The following is a 15,545-nucleotide window of genomic DNA, read 5'->3' as shown; positions in this document are numbered from 1 at the left end:
TATAAAAGACTGTGGATAGTTCTTTATATCAACGTTATTCATCATCTATGGAGTCATCGTTCACACGACTGTGTGCGAGTCTAGACGAAGCAGATGCCGCTATTGCACCAACAATATCGTCTAAGAATGTATGGCAAGATTTGCCGTCTTTTTTATTTAGTTTTTCGAGGATACCGGGCTTTTGCTTGTCGATATAGCCGTAATTTGTAAAGCCTATCGAGCCATATACGTTAACGATTGATAGAGCAATAACTTCATCTATTCCGTAGAGACTCTCATCTGTCATTAAAATCTCTTGTAACGGTTCATCCAGTTTACCTTGCTCCGCTAACATATCGAGCTGTATACCAGTTATAACCGCGTTTTGAACCTCTCTTTTCATTAATACACGGTTCACATTCTCATAGCAATCTTCCAGGGTTAAATTATCCTGGTATTTATTCTGAAGAAAATAAACCAACTCGGCAATATCCTCTAAAGTAACACCTCTACTTTGTAATAATTCTCTCGCCTTTCCTTCTAAGATGGTTTTTTTCTGCTCTTTACTCATCTTTTACCACATCCTCTGTTTTCATTTTATTGTAACACGTATCATACAATTACTAAATAGATAGCGACCTCAATACGTTTATGTGAAGGAGGAACTTACAATGCATCCAATATTTTTATACTACCCCATGGATGTTCCAAGCAAACAAGTATCAGAGTTACCTTTTCCAATTTTTCAAGAAGGTGAGCATTACTTCTTTATACTTCCAGCTGAAAACGAAAAAGTTATTCAAGAAATGCATGTAATTGGTCAGTTTTTTCATTATCATCAATGGTACCATGTTATGTTTCCACTCTTAAATAGTCATCAACAACTCATTACTCCAATTGGTAAGGATAAGTATATGCTTTGTTATGCTCGTAAAAAGAATCCTAATTTTACGTATGATTTAGCACAATTCCATAAAGTCGGCAGCCTGTTTCCGTATCAAGTCACCAACATGAATCATTATGGTAATTGGAAGAAGCTTTGGATACAGAAAATCGACCAACACGAAGCTATGTACCAAAAATTCATGCAACATCGTCCAGTTAATGGACTTTTGAGAGAATATATTGATTTTTTTCCTTATGTTCTTGGTGTTGCAGAGAATGCAATTCAATACTTAACTGTTACTGAGAAAGCGGGGAACTTCACAGGAAATGACCAATCTACATTTACCTTTGGTCGATACAATAACCAATTAGAAAGTGAATTTATTAATGTTTCGGAATTGGTTGCGGATCATCCAGTTCGGGATATAGCTGAGTGGATGCGTCCCCAACTTTTCGCTGAACAAAGGCTGTACGAAGGTTGGAATAGTTTTGGACGGTCCTATATAGAACAAATTCCGCTATCTTCATTCGGTTGGAACCTATTATTTTCTAGGTTGCTATTTCCTATCCATATCTTTGATATATTCGAAAAATTATACGAAAATAACTTTGAATTAACCCATTTTTATTATTTACCAATTGATGAATATGAGCGGTATGAAAAAAATTTGCAATACTTTTTTTCGACAGCTATTGAACAACAGGAAAGAGATGGTATACAATTAGATTGGCTGTAGTGGTAGCTGTCCATAAAAAAAGACGACAACCCATTTATGAACAGTCGTTTGTATTCCTTAAACGTCTTATTTTTGACGATAAAAGGAAACAGGACGCCTGTTTTTTTACATAATTTAAATTATTCAGAAAATAGGCGAATAAACCTTGATATTCCACATGTTAAAATGTATAATGTCCACTATATAAATACAAATGTACTCTACAAAAGAACAAAAGGGGAGAAGTCGCTATGAGTCAAGTGAATGTTGGACTGTGTGGTTTGGGGACAGTTGGTACTGGAGTTGTTAAGCTGTTAACAGGTCATGCAGATGAGATAAAATACAAGGTAGGCTCGGAAATTCAAATAAAGAAAATTCTTGTGAATGATTTGGATAAAAAGCGCGATGTTGCGATTAATAGAGATTGGTTAACTACTGACCCAGAGGAGCTCGTTAGCAACCCTGAAATCGATGTGATTATCGAAGTAATGGGTGGCATTGATGATACGAATATACTATTAGAAAAGGCTATTCGTAATAAAAAGCACGTTGTAACTGCGAACAAAGATTTGATGGCAATTCATGGACCAAAGCTATTAAAATTAGCAAAAGATAATAAATGCGATGTGTTTTACGATGCGAGTGTAGCTGGAGGTATTCCAATTATTCGTCCACTGACAGAGGGGCTTGCTTCCGACAAAATTCAGAAAATTATGGGTATTGTAAACGGAACAACAAACTATATCCTTACGAAAATGTCAGATGAAGGACTAGACTTTGATACAGTATTACAAGAAGCACAAGAGCTTGGTTTTGCGGAAGCTGATCCAACAGCGGACGTGGATGGACTAGATGCTGCAAGAAAGATGACTTTACTTGCTAACTTAGCATTTAAAATGGAAATCGATTTGGATGATGTAGAAGTAACGGGAATTCGCTCTATTACACAAGAGGACATAGCTTTCGCTACGAGTTTAGGTTACACGATTAAATTGATTGGAAATGCTTCAATTTATGATGGCAAAGCGGAAGTGACTGTAGAACCTACATTACTACCAAAAGATCATCCGTTAGCATTAGTAAAGAATGAGTTTAATGCTGTCTATGTTTATGGTAAAGCTGTAGGGGAGACGATGTTTTACGGTCCTGGTGCAGGAAGTTTACCGACTGCTACGGCTGTCGTTTCAGACTTAATGGCTGTAGTAAAGAATATTCGTTTAGAAACAACAGGAACCGAATATATCACACCACAATATGAGAAACAATTAAAACAAGATGACGAAAAATACATGCAATATTTCATTCGTATGGAAGTAGATGATGCGGCAGGTACTTTCCAAAAGATAACGAATGTGTTTACAGACGAGAACGTTAGCTTCCAGAAAATATTACAACTACCGTCTGTAAAAGAGAAAACAGCACAAATCGTAATGGTTACACACAAAATTAGCAAACAACAATTAGTGAATAGCCAAGAAAACTTAAAAAGACTTGATGTAGTAAATGAAATTATTAGTTGCTACCGCGTCGATGGGGAGGAACAGTAAGATGGCTTGGAAAGGTTTATTACAAGAATACAAAGAATTTTTACCAGTAAATGAAAAGACACCTGCTTTAACATTACATGAAGGAAACACGCCACTTATAAAATTAGAGAAGCTTTCAGAAAAGTATGGTATAAACGCGTATGCAAAGTATGAAGGGCTTAACCCAACTGGTTCTTTTAAGGATCGTGGAATGGTAATGGCGATGGCGAAAGCTGCAGAAGATGGGGCGAAAGCTGTTATATGCGCATCAACTGGTAACACTTCTGCTGCAGCTGCTGCTTTTGCAGCTCGAGCAGGATTAAAATGTATTGTCGTTATACCAGATGGGAAAATCGCTCAAGGAAAATTAGCGCAGGCGGTTATGTACGGTGCTGATATTTTTGCTATAAAAGGAAACTTTGACGATGCATTACGAATTGTGCGTAAGCTTGCTGAAACTGGTGAGGTAGCACTAGTGAATTCAGTGAACCCATACCGAATTGAAGGGCAAAAAACGGCGGCGTTCGAAATCTGTGATGAATTAGGAAATGCTCCTGATTATCTATTTATTCCTGTTGGTAATGCAGGTAATATAACTGCTTACTGGAAAGGTTTTAAGGAATATAACGAGAGCAAGCAAACAGGTTTACCAAAGATGATGGGCTTTGAAGCTAGTGGAGCAGCTGCTATTGTACATGATCGAGTATTTGAAGAACCAGAAACTGTTGGAACAGCGATTCGTATCGGTAATCCAGCAAGTTGGAAACAAGCTGTTCAGGCACGTGACGAATCTAATGGTGAAATTGATGAAATTACAGATGAAGAAATGATCAAAGCTTATAAATGGATTGCACAGAATGAAGGTGTATTTGCTGAGCCGGCATCTTGCGCTTCTGTTGCAGGTCTACTTAAGAAATTAGAGGAAGGAAAAGTAGCAAAAGGTTCTACCGTCGTAACAGTCTTAACGGGTAATGGCTTGAAAGATCCTGATACAGCAATCGAGTATAGTGAAGTGAAACCAACAGTGCTTCCAAACGAAGAGAAGGTCGTAATGGACGCTATTATAGGTAGTGTCAAGGCATGAGCTGGTTAATTAAGGTACCTTCAAGTACGTCTAATTTAGGTGCTGGTTTTGATTCCATAGGCTTGGCTTTAAACCTATATTTAGAGCTAGAGGTTACTCGATCAGACAAATGGGAATTTACACCCACAACGGATAGTTTACAAGGAATTCCTATAGGGAAAGACAATTTAATTTATCAAATTGCTGATAAGGTTGCTACTCAGTTTGGCCGGGAGGACATGCTTCTTCCTTGTGCGATAAAAATGAAAAGTGAAATACCTCTTGCACGAGGATTAGGAAGCAGTGCTACAGCGATTATCGCGGGTATAGAGCTAGCGAATCTTTTATGTGATCTTCAGTTAAGTTCAGATGATAAGTTGCAAATTGCAACAGACATTGAAGGCCATCCTGATAATGTTGCGCCTTCTTTAATTGGGGGATGCGTAATTGGCCATTATGATGGAAAAGTAGCCTATACAAAAGTACCCGTAAATGGAGTTACTTTTGTTGCGGTTATCCCTAATTATGAGTTGAAGACAAAAGATGCGAGAGCCGTTTTACCAGGTGAGTTCTCTTTTAAAGAGAGTGTTCAGGCAAGTAGTGTAGCAAATGTGAGTGTTGCGGCGATTTGTCAAGGAGATTGGGGATTATTAGGTGAAATGATGAAAAAAGATCATTTTCATCAACCGTACCGAAAATCATTAATCCCTCACTATGATGAATTATATAACTATTTAAGTAAAGAGGCACATGGTGTTTTTCTGAGCGGAGCTGGCCCAACAATGATTGCGGTAGTGGACGACAATAAGGTAGAGTCTATCGCGAATATATGGAAACACGATTTTCCTGATTATGAATGGTTATTACTCCAAGTAGAGAACCATGGAGTAGAGGTCGTTCATCAAGAAGCGAATCCTATATAATTACACCTAAAACGAATGATGCCAGAACAGAAGTATTTTATTATGTAGATACCGAACGATTTTTTAGAATTCGTTCGGTATCTACGCTTTTTTTATAATTACTTCGCTAAAACACGTCTATTCGTTTTTTACTAATAGATTAGGATTAGGTTAGAAAACTTTCTAGAGCCTTAAGGCAATTGCGTTTTTTACTTAAACAAAAAAGCCAAAACTTCCCGCTAGGAGAGTTATTGGCTTTTCATTTGAATTAAAATACTTGTTCGATTTCAGTAATACCTGGTACTTCTGCCATTAAGGCACGCTCTATACCTGCTTTTAGGGTGATAGTAGAGCTTGGACAGTTACCACAAGCACCCATTAATCGTAATCTTACAATTCCATCTTCTACATCAACTAATTCAACATCCCCGCCATCACGCAATAAGAAAGGACGTAGTTTACTAATAACTTCTTGTACTTGTTCTATTTGTTCATGCATTTGCACTTAGCCCCTTTCCATTGTATCCTCTATATGAAAACAATATTAATGTATTGAAAAGTATTCTCAATACTATTCTATCCGTATTTATTTTATTTGTAAATATAATTGAACAAAAATGGAGTGAAATCATGCACATCCAAACAAGCGTGTCATTTTGTATTAAAAACTTAGCTAGAGGATCCGAAATAACGAAGCAACATTTAAGTAATGATCCTGACTTTCTTGTAACTGAACATTTTTGTCAAAGAAAATGTAAGATATGTAAGGATTCTTATTATGCGCTCATAGATGGTAATATTAAAAGTGCGAGCACACCAGAAAAATTACTAGATGAGATTTACGCATATTTAGATGCGACATAAAAAGTGGCAGATATATTGAAGACTAATCGTTCTGTTGATATACTTAAACTAGTAAAATAACTTAATGATCATAAGTAGAAAAGGGAGTTTTTTCTATGATTTTAAATATTACAGATAATGCGAAATTTCAAATTCAAGAAATGTTGAAAGAAGAGTCCGATAATAATACTCGTCTTCGTTTTGGTGTTAAAGGTGGAGGCTGTAGTGGATTATCTTATTCCATTGGATTTGACCAAGATGTAAATGAGGAATTAGATTTAATCGAAGATTCAAACGGAATACCAGTTACGATAAAGAAATTCGATATTCCGGTAATTGAAGGCACAACAATTGATTACAAACAAAACATGATGGGTGGCGGCTTTACAATCGATAACCCAAACGCAATTATCTCTTGTGGTTGTGGGACGTCATTTAGAGCAAAAGAGCGAGAAGGAACACCAGGAGACTGTTAAGGTAGACAGTTATAATAAAGCAAAGAGTAGCATTTACCAATCGATAAGGTAAATGCTACTCTTTTTAATTAAGGCAATTGCTAGAACATGCTTGTCGAGTGCTTTGGTTGAACTCTTGCTTTTGGATCCATGTAAACTTTTGCGTTGTTGACAGCGGTTGGTCCTTCACCAAAACCAGATGCAATTAAGTTTACTTTTCCTGGATAGGTACAAATATCACCAGCAGCATAAATTCCTGGTATGTTTGTTTCCATTTTTGAGTTAACGACAATACTATTTTTTTCAATGTCTAGACCCCAGTTTTTGATAGGTCCTAGTGAAGAGATAAAACCATAATTCACGAGAACATGATCTGTATCGATTGTAATTTCTTTCTCGCCTTTTACTTCTTTAAGAATGACTTGTTCGATTTTATCTTCGCCAACTAGTCCTTCTGGAACATACGGGGTTACAATCTGTACATTCGATTTGTGTAGCATCTTCACACTATGCTCATGAGCACGGAATTGATCTCTACGGTGTACAAGTGTCACTTCTTTTGCAATTGGCTCTAGCATTAAAGCCCAATCGACAGCAGAATCACCACCACCAAAGAGAACGACGCGTTGATCACGGAATTTTTCCATTTTATCTACATAATAATGAAGATTAGTATCTTCAAAACGTTCGGCATCTGCTAATTGAAGCTTACGAGGCTGGAATGCACCGTTTCCACCAGTGATAATAATTACTTTTGTGTAATGTTCTTCAACAGGTGTTGTAATTTTAAACGTGCCGTCCTCTAATTTTTTCACTTCTTCAACAGATTGGTCCAATACAATTTCTGGGTTGAATAAATCTGTTTGTTCTTTCAAATTATCTATTAATTCCTGTGCACGTATCTTTGGAAAACCAGCAATATCATAAATATATTTTTCCGGATAGAGTGCACTTAATTGTCCACCTATGTGAGGTAAGCTTTCTAATATTTTCACAGAAGATTGGCGCATGCCACCATAAAAAGCTGTAAAAAGACCAACTGGGCCTGCGCCAATAATGGTTATATCATAAACTTCTTTTGACACGTTAGATTCCCCCTAATACTATCTGTCAATGAATTATATTTTATCACAATCGATTCAATTCTGTCATATTTGATAATTATTTTCAATTAGCTTAAAAAAATAGATGAAATTTAAAAAGAAGGGTTGAAAAATGTCCATAAAAGAGCTAACATATTAGAGGAACTATATATATTTATTTATTAATATAGTAGTAAGTGAAAAATATCACTAACTTGTTAGAAAAATATATAAATGGATGTGAGAACGATGAATAAGCCAAGAATAGTAATATTAGGTGCAGGTTATGGTGGCTTAACAACTGCCGTTCAGCTACAAAAGAAATTAAATGTTAATGCTGCACATATCACATTAGTAAACAAACATGATTACCATTATGAAACAACATGGCTTCACGAAACAGCAGCTGGTACTCTACATCATGATCGTAGTAGATTTGACATTAAAGACATCTTGAATTCTTCAAAGGTGAACTTTGTTAAGGATACTGTGACTGCAATTAAACCAGATGAGAAAAAAGTAGAGCTAGCTGGTAGTACAATAGAATATGATTATTTAGTAATCGCTCTAGGATTTGAACCAGCAACTTTCGGTATCCCAGGTATTGAAGAGCATGCTTTCAAAATCGGATCGATTAACCAAGCTCGTTTAATCCGAGAACATATTGAACATCAATTTGCTAAATACAATAATGACCCTGAACAAGCTCGCCTTAACATCGTAGTTGGTGGTGGTGGCTTTACAGGAATCGAATTCTTAGGTGAAATTGCGAATCGTGTGAAAGAATTATGCGAAGAATTTGATGTTGATCGCAGTAAAGTTCGTCTTATTAACGTGGAAGCGATGGAAACCATTATGCCAGGCTTCGATCCAGAATTAGTGGATTATGCAATGAAGTCTCTTGGATCACGTGGCGTAGAATTTAAACTTGGTGCTTTCTTGAAAGAAGTACGTAAAGACGGAATTACTATCGAACAGAATGGTGAAAAAGAAGACATACCTGCAATGACTACTATTTGGTCTGCTGGTGTACGAGCTAATAGTCTAGTAGAACAATCTGGACTTGAGCATAACCGTGGAAAAGTGGAAGTAACTCCAGAATTAAGAGCACCGTCCCATGAAGATATATTTGTTGTAGGAGATTGTGCACTTATTTGGAATAAAGCAATAGACAGACCATATCCTCCAACTGCTCAGATTGCAATGCAAGAAGCGGAAGTTTGTGCTCATAACCTTGCAGCTTTAATAAAAGGTGGAGAGTTAGAGCAATTCCAATATGTAGATCGTGGAACAGTTTGTTCACTTGGTGAAAAAGACGCAATGGGTTCTATCTTTGGTGGTAAAAAGATTTACGGTTGGTTTGCTTCTGTAATGAAAAAAGTTGTAGACAATCGAGCGCTATATAAAATTGGCGGCGTTGGACTCGTATTGAAAAAAGGTAAATTCAACATCTTTTAATAAGTAAAAAGCAGGGGAGTTTAAACCTCTGCTTTTTTTACACGTAGATTTGACTACATCAACCAATCATCTCCGTACATCGTATTTATACAATCCCTTTATGTATAGCGGAGCGAGAATATAGAATATCACGAAGGAGCCTATTCATGATTCAATTGTTTATTTCAGTGCTTTTGTTTTTTGTATTGTTTTTTGGAATTGCGTTTATATTAAATATGATACTGAGAATGACTTGGCTAATGGCTTATGTCTTTCCTTTAATCGTAATTTTTATTGTTGATAATGTTTCATTTTTTGAATATTTTACAAATCCTAAAAATTCCTTTTCTGCCTTGTGGGTTGAACTAACTAGTTTAGGCTACCAAGATATGATTATATTAGGTGCTGGTTTTGTCGGAACGATTGTTGCCGGTATCGTCATTAAATTCCTCCGAAAAAATGGCTACCAAATGTTTTAATTTCATTTTTAGTAAACTTTTTTTCAATTTCATGTATAACTTTTCGATAAAGGGGAAAAGATTCACCTAGAAGGGAAGGTGTAATCTTTTTGTTTTTATTTCGTTTTATGCGGAGAGCAGTATATTTAGTATTATTGCTTTTTGCACTTTCATCTAGCTTTACAATTGTTTCGAACGTAACAGCTGCTGATGTTTACCATAGTTTCTCAGGGGAACCTGTAGGTAAACAAGTAGAATTCCATGCTTTAGCGGTAGATACTAATTCTAAGAAAAAATGGGTGAAGCACCAGCCAGAATCTACAACCTATATTTCTAATGAGGAAGCTATACAGCCTGAAAATTTAGATGATACTATAGATTTTAACCAATATGAAAAGAAAGAAGTTTTAGCAACTGGCTATACTGCAGGTGTAGAGTCAACTGGTAAGGCGCCTGGTCATCCTCAATATGGTATTACATATTCTGGAGTTCACGTTACAAGAGATTTATATTCTACTATTGCAGCTGATTTGTCTGTTTTCCCACTCGGTACAATTCTTTTTATACCTGACTATGGATATGGAGTTGTAGCAGACATAGGTGGTGCCATTAAAGGAAATAAAATAGACTTATACTATCCTACAGTAGAAGATGTTTATGCAAACTGGGGAAAGAAAATGGTGGAAGTCTATGTAATAGAATATGGTGATGGCACGTTATCTGAAGAGGTATTGGAAGCTTTAAATAATACAGAAGCATTGCAAGTATTTCGAGATCAATACCGAGCAGAATAATGAGGTAACGAAAAAAATATGTTAAAAAAGTAGGAACGAATCTGATTCTAATGAATCGTTTGTTCCTACTTTTTTTGGATTGTTATATTTTCTCGGTTATACCAAGTAAAACTTAGAAGAATAAGGGATGCAATACCAATGCTAGAATAATACCTGTCAATCCTCCGAAAAACACCTCAATCGGCTGATGGCCTAATAATTCCTTTAGTTCCTTCTGCTTTTCGTATTCACCTTTTTTTCCCCAGTCTTTCATTTCGGAGAAGAATGAATTAATGTCTTTTACGAGCATATTTAATACAATGGCTTGTTCTCCTGCATGTCTCCGCACACCTGTGGCATCAAACATTGTAATAATAGCAAATATACACGACACTGCGAATAATCCAGAAGAAAGGCCATATTCAATAGCAATACCAGTCGTCAATGCGGTAACAGCCGCAGAGTGACTACTAGGCATCCCGCCTGTACTAAATGCTAGTCCTGGTTTAAATTCTTTTGTAGCTATAAAGTGAAGTGGAATTTTAACAACTTGTGCAAATAAAATCGCGAACAAGGCAACCCAAAGTGGGAAGTTGTGGAAGAGTTCCAAATTTAACACCCTCTCTTCATGAAGAATCACGTAAATGAAGCAATATAAACTTATTTATAACATATTTCTCTCATTCCTACAAAAAGAAACCTACAAATCCTATTTATTAGAATTTGTAGGAGAAGTAATTTATATTCAATTTTGTAAGGCTGTTTCTAATGAGATTTCAATCATTTCATTAAAAGTAGTTTGTCGTTCTTCAGCGCTTGTTTCTTCTCCGGTAACGATGTGATCCGACACTGTAAGAACAGATAAGGCTTTCCTATCGAATTTTGCAGCTAATGTATATAATGCGGTCGTTTCCATTTCAATTGCAAGGACGTTATATCGTTGTAATAAAGCAAGCATTTCATCCATATCGTCTCGATAGAAGCTATCACTTGTAAATACATTCCCGACTTTCATTTTTAATCCTTTTTCTACACCAGAATCATATGCCGCCTTTAATAACTCAAAGTTCGCGGTAGGGGCATAGTCAATGCCTTTAAAAATTAGCTGATTCATTTGTGAATCGGTCGAGGAGCTCATGGCAAGAATAACATCACGAATTTGAATGTCTTTTGAAACAGCTCCACATGTTCCGACGCGAATTAAATTTTTGACATCATAGCTTTGGATTAATTCATTTACGTAGATAGAGATAGAAGGTGCTCCCATTCCAGTTCCTTGAACAGAAACCCGCTGCCCTTTATACGTACCAGTAAAACCATACATGCCTCTTACTTCGTTGTAGCAGTTGGTGTCCTCTAGGAATGTTTCTGCGATATATTTGGCTCTTAGAGGGTCACCAGGTAGAAGTATTGTATCTGCTATATCTCCTTGCTTAGCTCCAATGTGTACGCTCATAAATGATCCTCCTTTAATTGTAAATGAATGGAACGAATTTAACATACCATACTCAATTTTGAAAAACAAATTACAGCGCTTTCATTAATTTGTGAAGAATTCATCATTTCTATTTCTAAATTTGAGAATATCGTATATAATAGACAGTAGTAAAGTCTTTTACATACTATATCATCATACAAATAAATATGGATGAATATTGAGGAGGAATCGCGAATGAAAGAACAAACATTTACTATTGAGAGCGAGACAGGTATCCATGCAAGACCTGCAACATTGCTAGTAAATAAAGCTGGACAGTATGAATCTCATATTGAACTACACTATAATGGTAAAACAGTGAATTTAAAATCAATTATGGGTGTTATGTCTTTAGGTGTACCTAAAGGTGCTGAAATTAGAATCACAGTAGATGGTAACGATGAAGAGCAGGCTTTACAAGGAATCGCTGAAACGATTGAAGAACATTTAGGTAAATAAGTTTTTAAACTGGGATCCAGCTGCCGTTTTTAAAGGCAAATGGTCCCTTTATTTATTTGAAACAATTGCATCTTTTGCTTGTAAGAGAGGGGATAAGGTGGATTATTCGTAATAAAACAAATTCATTCACTTTCTATTCTTTCATTTTTTCAGTATACTAGGACTATAGAGAGTTCGCGAAGAAATGAGGCTCAATTATGGATTTAATGACAACATATTTATACTTTTTCCCTGAGTTTCCAGATGATAAAACAGAATATATACCTGCTGTGTTTACCTTGCTTATCTTTATGTTAGGTGCAGTTGTAGCAACAATTCTGATTAAGAAAGCTGCAGCAAAAGAAGAAAAAAAATGGGATGAAAAATATAATACAAAAGATAACTGATTAACTCTTCTTGTAATTGTCTATAATAAATAATGGATAATTACGGGAAGGGTTGATTTTTTTATGAGAAAAAAGTGTATCTTGGTATTCGGTGCTATGTTATTTTTGCTGACCGCTTGTAATAATGAAAATAGATCCCCGCTAGAAATCAGTCTGTATAATGCTTCTAGTGACAGAGTTGGAACGGTTACTTTAAAAGAAGGGGAAGACGCAGTAACTGTGCAAATTCAAGCAGAAGGAATGGAACCTGGTTTGCATGGGGTGCATATTCATGAGTTTGCAAAATGCGAAGGACCAGACTTTGAATCAGCTGGTAGTCATTTTAATCCTGAGGGTAATGAGCATGGTCTTATGCACCCAGATGGTTCTCATTTAGGAGATATGCCTAATCTTGAAGTAAAAGAAGATGGTACGGTTGATGTAGAATTAGAGTTACCAGGAGCGACGTTAATGGAAGGTGACAAATCGCTCTTACGGGAAGATGGTACTTCCATTATCATTCATGATGGACCAGATGACGGGGTTACCCAACCAGGTGGAAATTCAGGAAATAGAATTATCTGTGGGAAAATCACACTGGAGGAATCTGAACAAGATGAAAAGCCAACAGATCCTACAGAAAGCAATCAAGAGGAAGAGGAATAAAGCACAAATGTCAGTAAAGGCTGGGAAAGTTCCCAGCCCCACAATAAATTAATCTGTTTCTTTTCCGCTAGCTAGCTAGTTTTTTTAACGCTTTTTTAATACGATGAACGGCTTGTGTAACTAAACTGCTCGGAGCAGCGACATTTAAACGCATAAATCCCTCTCCTTCTTTTCCATACGTTATTCCATCGTTTAAAGCTACCTTCGCTGATTTTACAAGCCAATCCTTTAATTCATCATGTGTGAACCCTAGTGAACGGAAATCGAGCCATACCAAGTATGTGCCCTCCGGTTTAATAACGCGGATTTCAGTGTTTTGGAAGCTATATTCAACGAGTTCCACATTTGTTTCTAAATAGGTTACTAAGTCATCTAACCAAGCATGTCCATGTTGATAGGCAGCTTCCAATGCCGTTATTCCCATCGTATTAATCATGTGCATCCCGTTTTTGTGAAAGGTTTTTTCTAATTGTTTACGTATCCCTTCGTCTTCGACTACTGCATAGGATACTTGAAGACCTGCGAGATTAAATGTTTTTGTTGGTGAGAGACAAGTGATTGTTCGGTTTTTTAGTTTTGTGTTTAAGCTAGCAATAGGTATGTGGTGATGACCGGAATAGACGATATCTGCATGAATTTCATCTGAAATGATGAATACGTCATACTGATCACAAAGCTCTGCCATTTTTGTTAGTTCTTCTTTTGTCCATACTCTACCGACAGGGTTATGTGGGTTACAAAGAACAAAAGCTTTTACTCCTTCTTTTATTTTTGCTTCCATATCATCGAAATCTATTTCATATTTGCTACCATTTAGAATAAGCGGGTTTTCCACTACCTCTCTACCATTGTTTCTTATACTGTCGTGAAATGGTGGATACACAGGTGTTTGAATTAGAATTTTATCCCCTATGTTTGTAAAAGCTTGTATCGCCATATTTAGTGTTGGGATAACCCCAGGGCTATATAAAATAGAAGCTGGGCTAACTTTCCACTGAAATCGCTCATCTAACCAACTCGTAACTAATTTATTTAACGCCGGATCTGTAAATGTATAGCCAAATACACCATGGGCGGCTCGTTTTATTAGTGCCTTTTTAACTTCCTCTGGCACAAGAAAATCCATGTCCGCTACCCACATTGGTAAGATATCGTCCGCACCGTATAATGTCTTTACTAAATCCCACTTAACGGAACGTGTATTTTCTCTTAAGATGTGTTGATCAAATTTGCTTTCCATATTATCACTCCAATAACGATTCTCTCTCTTTTATTGAATCATATACATGTATCAGAGAAAAGTGGAAGGCTCCCACTAACTCTGACTATAGATATACAATGAATGTAATGACATTGATCTAAGTCGAGGATTGTTTAATGATATTCGTGATGAAAGTAGGCTGTTCTTCTGGTAATAGATGTCCAGTTTTCTTTATCGTAATTAGAGAGGATGAAGGGAGGTAACGAATTAATTCATAACCCAATTCCAATGGAAGGACTTGATCATCTTCTCCCCATATTACGGTTGCCGGAACAGTAATATCATTTAATGCTTTTTCTTGTAAATCTCCTTCTCTTTCCCGAATTAAGTTGATAATACAAGGGTAAATGTCATCATGCAAATACGGCTCGCGATAGTTTTTAGCGATGGATTCACTAATGAGCGTTTTATCGTACATACATAGGCTTAAAATCTCTCTGACTCCTTTATGTTTTAGGAACGATTGAAGGGCAGTAGGAGCCTTCATAGATAACGAAAGAATTCGAATAAAAAGAGCAGATTTTTCCATGAATGCACTTGGTGCGAGCAGGAAAAGGTGTTGTATTCGTTCGGGATAATTACTTGCCATTCTTAGAGCAACCTGCCCACCCATCGAATGACCTACAATACTAAAAGTTGAGATAGAAAGATGATTCATTAATCCATATACCCATTCTACCATATGATCGTATTGATAATTAACTTCTTGATTTTTTGAGCTTTTTCCAAATGGAGGTAAGTCAACAGAGAGGATATTGTAATGATCTTTCAGGTAAGTGTGAAATTTTCTATAGCAATAGGAAGAAGATAGAAAACCATGAATACAGAGAAGAAAAGGTTTATCTACTTCTTTGTTATAAGTTAATTCATAATAAATCGTTACGGGACCATTAGAATAATACCCTTCCATTTGCTAATCTCCTTTCAAGTGAGCTTTGATTAGCTTTCCCTATATCCAAAACTATATTTTATTTTTTATAAAGTGACTAATTAAATAACGGAGTGTTTTCGAATCGTTTTCTTGATATTCAACTAAACTTACACCTTTTTAACATAAGAAAAACCGCGCAAAAAAACTGCGCGGTCCTTTTCTGTTTGCCGTGACTAGTGCACATCTGATAATTTATATTCGTTGCCATGTATTCCTTTATAATACTCTGGATACATTTCTCCCCCACATTGCTCGCAACTAAATTGG

Annotated in this window: 19 protein-coding genes; 12 read left to right on the top strand and 7 right to left on the bottom strand. The window is 36.3% G+C overall.

The window, feature by feature from the left end:
- Nucleotides 1-34: 34 nt before the first annotated feature.
- Nucleotides 35-550 carry a phosphatidylglycerophosphatase A family protein gene (locus tag GGQ92_RS14690; protein WP_184250666.1) on the bottom strand — a complete coding sequence of 172 codons (516 nt, stop codon included), beginning with the start codon at nucleotides 548-550 and terminating at the stop codon, nucleotides 35-37.
- A gap of 100 nt (nucleotides 551-650) precedes the next feature.
- Here GGQ92_RS14690 and GGQ92_RS14685 point away from each other — a divergent pair, with 100 nt between their 5' ends.
- The 4 genes from GGQ92_RS14685 to thrB all read left to right on the top strand — a co-directional run bounded on the left by GGQ92_RS14685 (nucleotide 651) and on the right by thrB (nucleotide 5,092).
- Nucleotides 651-1,601, top strand: a complete 951-nt coding sequence (locus GGQ92_RS14685) for a protein kinase family protein (protein WP_184250663.1) — start codon at nucleotides 651-653, stop codon at nucleotides 1,599-1,601.
- A gap of 230 nt (nucleotides 1,602-1,831) precedes the next feature.
- Nucleotides 1,832-3,127: a homoserine dehydrogenase gene (locus GGQ92_RS14680; protein ID WP_184250660.1), complete on the top strand. Its 1,296-nt coding sequence runs from the start codon at nucleotides 1,832-1,834 to the stop codon at nucleotides 3,125-3,127.
- A 1-nt stretch (nucleotide 3,128) separates the two neighbouring features.
- The gene (gene thrC, locus GGQ92_RS14675; protein ID WP_184250658.1) at nucleotides 3,129-4,190 is read left to right on the top strand and encodes a threonine synthase; all 1,062 of its coding nucleotides are present in this window, start codon (nucleotides 3,129-3,131) and stop codon (nucleotides 4,188-4,190) included.
- Nucleotides 4,187-5,092 carry a homoserine kinase gene (thrB, locus tag GGQ92_RS14670; RefSeq protein ID WP_184250655.1) on the top strand — a complete coding sequence of 302 codons (906 nt, stop codon included), beginning with the start codon at nucleotides 4,187-4,189 and terminating at the stop codon, nucleotides 5,090-5,092. The genes thrC and thrB overlap by 4 nt, the downstream gene beginning before the upstream one ends.
- 247 nt (nucleotides 5,093-5,339) lie before the next feature.
- On the opposite strand, the gene GGQ92_RS14665 is transcribed toward thrB, so the two are convergent.
- On the bottom strand, nucleotides 5,340-5,570 hold the full coding sequence (locus GGQ92_RS14665; RefSeq protein WP_184250652.1) for a NifU family protein: 231 nt from the start codon (nucleotides 5,568-5,570) through the stop codon (nucleotides 5,340-5,342).
- Between the two features lie 131 nt (nucleotides 5,571-5,701).
- On the opposite strand from GGQ92_RS14665, the gene GGQ92_RS14660 reads away from it, so the two are divergent.
- Both GGQ92_RS14660 and GGQ92_RS14655 read left to right on the top strand, forming a co-directional pair.
- Nucleotides 5,702-5,935 (top strand): DUF1450 domain-containing protein, encoded by a 234-nt coding sequence (locus GGQ92_RS14660; protein ID WP_184250649.1) that lies wholly within the window; start codon nucleotides 5,702-5,704, stop codon nucleotides 5,933-5,935.
- Between the two features lie 95 nt (nucleotides 5,936-6,030).
- A complete protein-coding gene (locus tag GGQ92_RS14655) occupies nucleotides 6,031-6,390 on the top strand; it encodes a HesB/IscA family protein (RefSeq protein ID WP_184250647.1) in 360 nt (119 codons plus the stop codon).
- An 80-nt stretch (nucleotides 6,391-6,470) separates the two neighbouring features.
- On the opposite strand, the gene GGQ92_RS14650 is transcribed toward GGQ92_RS14655, so the two are convergent.
- A complete protein-coding gene (locus GGQ92_RS14650) occupies nucleotides 6,471-7,454 on the bottom strand; it encodes an FAD-dependent oxidoreductase (RefSeq protein ID WP_184250644.1) in 984 nt (327 codons plus the stop codon).
- 246 nt (nucleotides 7,455-7,700) lie between these two features.
- Between GGQ92_RS14650 and GGQ92_RS14645 the strand changes: the two genes are divergently transcribed.
- The 3 genes from GGQ92_RS14645 (at nucleotide 7,701) to GGQ92_RS14635 (ending at nucleotide 10,140) form a co-directional block, all read left to right on the top strand.
- Nucleotides 7,701-8,909: an NAD(P)/FAD-dependent oxidoreductase gene (locus GGQ92_RS14645; protein WP_184250641.1), complete on the top strand. Its 1,209-nt coding sequence runs from the start codon at nucleotides 7,701-7,703 to the stop codon at nucleotides 8,907-8,909.
- A gap of 146 nt (nucleotides 8,910-9,055) precedes the next feature.
- A complete protein-coding gene (locus tag GGQ92_RS14640; protein ID WP_184250638.1) occupies nucleotides 9,056-9,367 on the top strand; it encodes a YuiB family protein in 312 nt (103 codons plus the stop codon).
- Between the two features lie 89 nt (nucleotides 9,368-9,456).
- Complete coding sequence (locus GGQ92_RS14635) at nucleotides 9,457-10,140, top strand: 3D domain-containing protein (RefSeq protein ID WP_246384516.1); 684 nt, start codon at nucleotides 9,457-9,459, stop codon at nucleotides 10,138-10,140.
- Nucleotides 10,141-10,252: 112 nt separating this feature from the next.
- Here the strand turns inward: GGQ92_RS14635 and GGQ92_RS14630 are convergent, their stop codons facing one another.
- Both GGQ92_RS14630 and deoD read right to left on the bottom strand, forming a co-directional pair.
- Nucleotides 10,253-10,729, bottom strand: coding sequence for a divergent PAP2 family protein (locus GGQ92_RS14630; protein WP_184250635.1), 477 nt, complete (start codon nucleotides 10,727-10,729; stop codon nucleotides 10,253-10,255).
- Between the two features lie 135 nt (nucleotides 10,730-10,864).
- Nucleotides 10,865-11,575: a purine-nucleoside phosphorylase gene (deoD, locus tag GGQ92_RS14625; RefSeq protein WP_184250632.1), complete on the bottom strand. Its 711-nt coding sequence runs from the start codon at nucleotides 11,573-11,575 to the stop codon at nucleotides 10,865-10,867.
- A gap of 216 nt (nucleotides 11,576-11,791) precedes the next feature.
- Here deoD and GGQ92_RS14620 point away from each other — a divergent pair, with 216 nt between their 5' ends.
- The 3 genes from GGQ92_RS14620 (at nucleotide 11,792) to GGQ92_RS14610 (ending at nucleotide 13,086) form a co-directional block, all read left to right on the top strand.
- Nucleotides 11,792-12,055 carry a phosphocarrier protein HPr gene (locus GGQ92_RS14620; RefSeq protein ID WP_184250629.1) on the top strand — a complete coding sequence of 88 codons (264 nt, stop codon included), beginning with the start codon at nucleotides 11,792-11,794 and terminating at the stop codon, nucleotides 12,053-12,055.
- 197 nt (nucleotides 12,056-12,252) lie between these two features.
- Entirely contained in the window at nucleotides 12,253-12,441 is a 189-nt protein-coding gene (locus GGQ92_RS14615; RefSeq protein ID WP_343068847.1) for a hypothetical protein, read from the top strand.
- Between the two features lie 63 nt (nucleotides 12,442-12,504).
- On the top strand, nucleotides 12,505-13,086 hold the full coding sequence (locus GGQ92_RS14610; RefSeq protein ID WP_184250626.1) for a superoxide dismutase family protein: 582 nt from the start codon (nucleotides 12,505-12,507) through the stop codon (nucleotides 13,084-13,086).
- A 67-nt stretch (nucleotides 13,087-13,153) separates the two neighbouring features.
- Here GGQ92_RS14610 and GGQ92_RS14605 read toward each other — a convergent pair whose 3' ends face one another.
- Together GGQ92_RS14605 and GGQ92_RS14600 are read right to left on the bottom strand one after the other, a co-directional pair.
- Entirely contained in the window at nucleotides 13,154-14,326 is a 1,173-nt protein-coding gene (locus GGQ92_RS14605) for a MalY/PatB family protein (RefSeq protein ID WP_184250623.1), read from the bottom strand.
- Between the two features lie 118 nt (nucleotides 14,327-14,444).
- Nucleotides 14,445-15,257 (bottom strand): alpha/beta fold hydrolase, encoded by an 813-nt coding sequence (locus tag GGQ92_RS14600; protein ID WP_184250620.1) that lies wholly within the window; start codon nucleotides 15,255-15,257, stop codon nucleotides 14,445-14,447.
- Between the last annotated feature and the right edge of the window lie 288 nt (nucleotides 15,258-15,545).

Source organism: Gracilibacillus halotolerans (genome assembly GCF_014206945.1).
GTDB classification, from domain to species: domain Bacteria; phylum Bacillota; class Bacilli; order Bacillales; family Amphibacillaceae; genus Gracilibacillus; species Gracilibacillus halotolerans.
The sequence above is the reverse complement of the archived record's forward strand: the minus strand, read 5'-3'. Positions and strand labels throughout refer to the sequence as shown.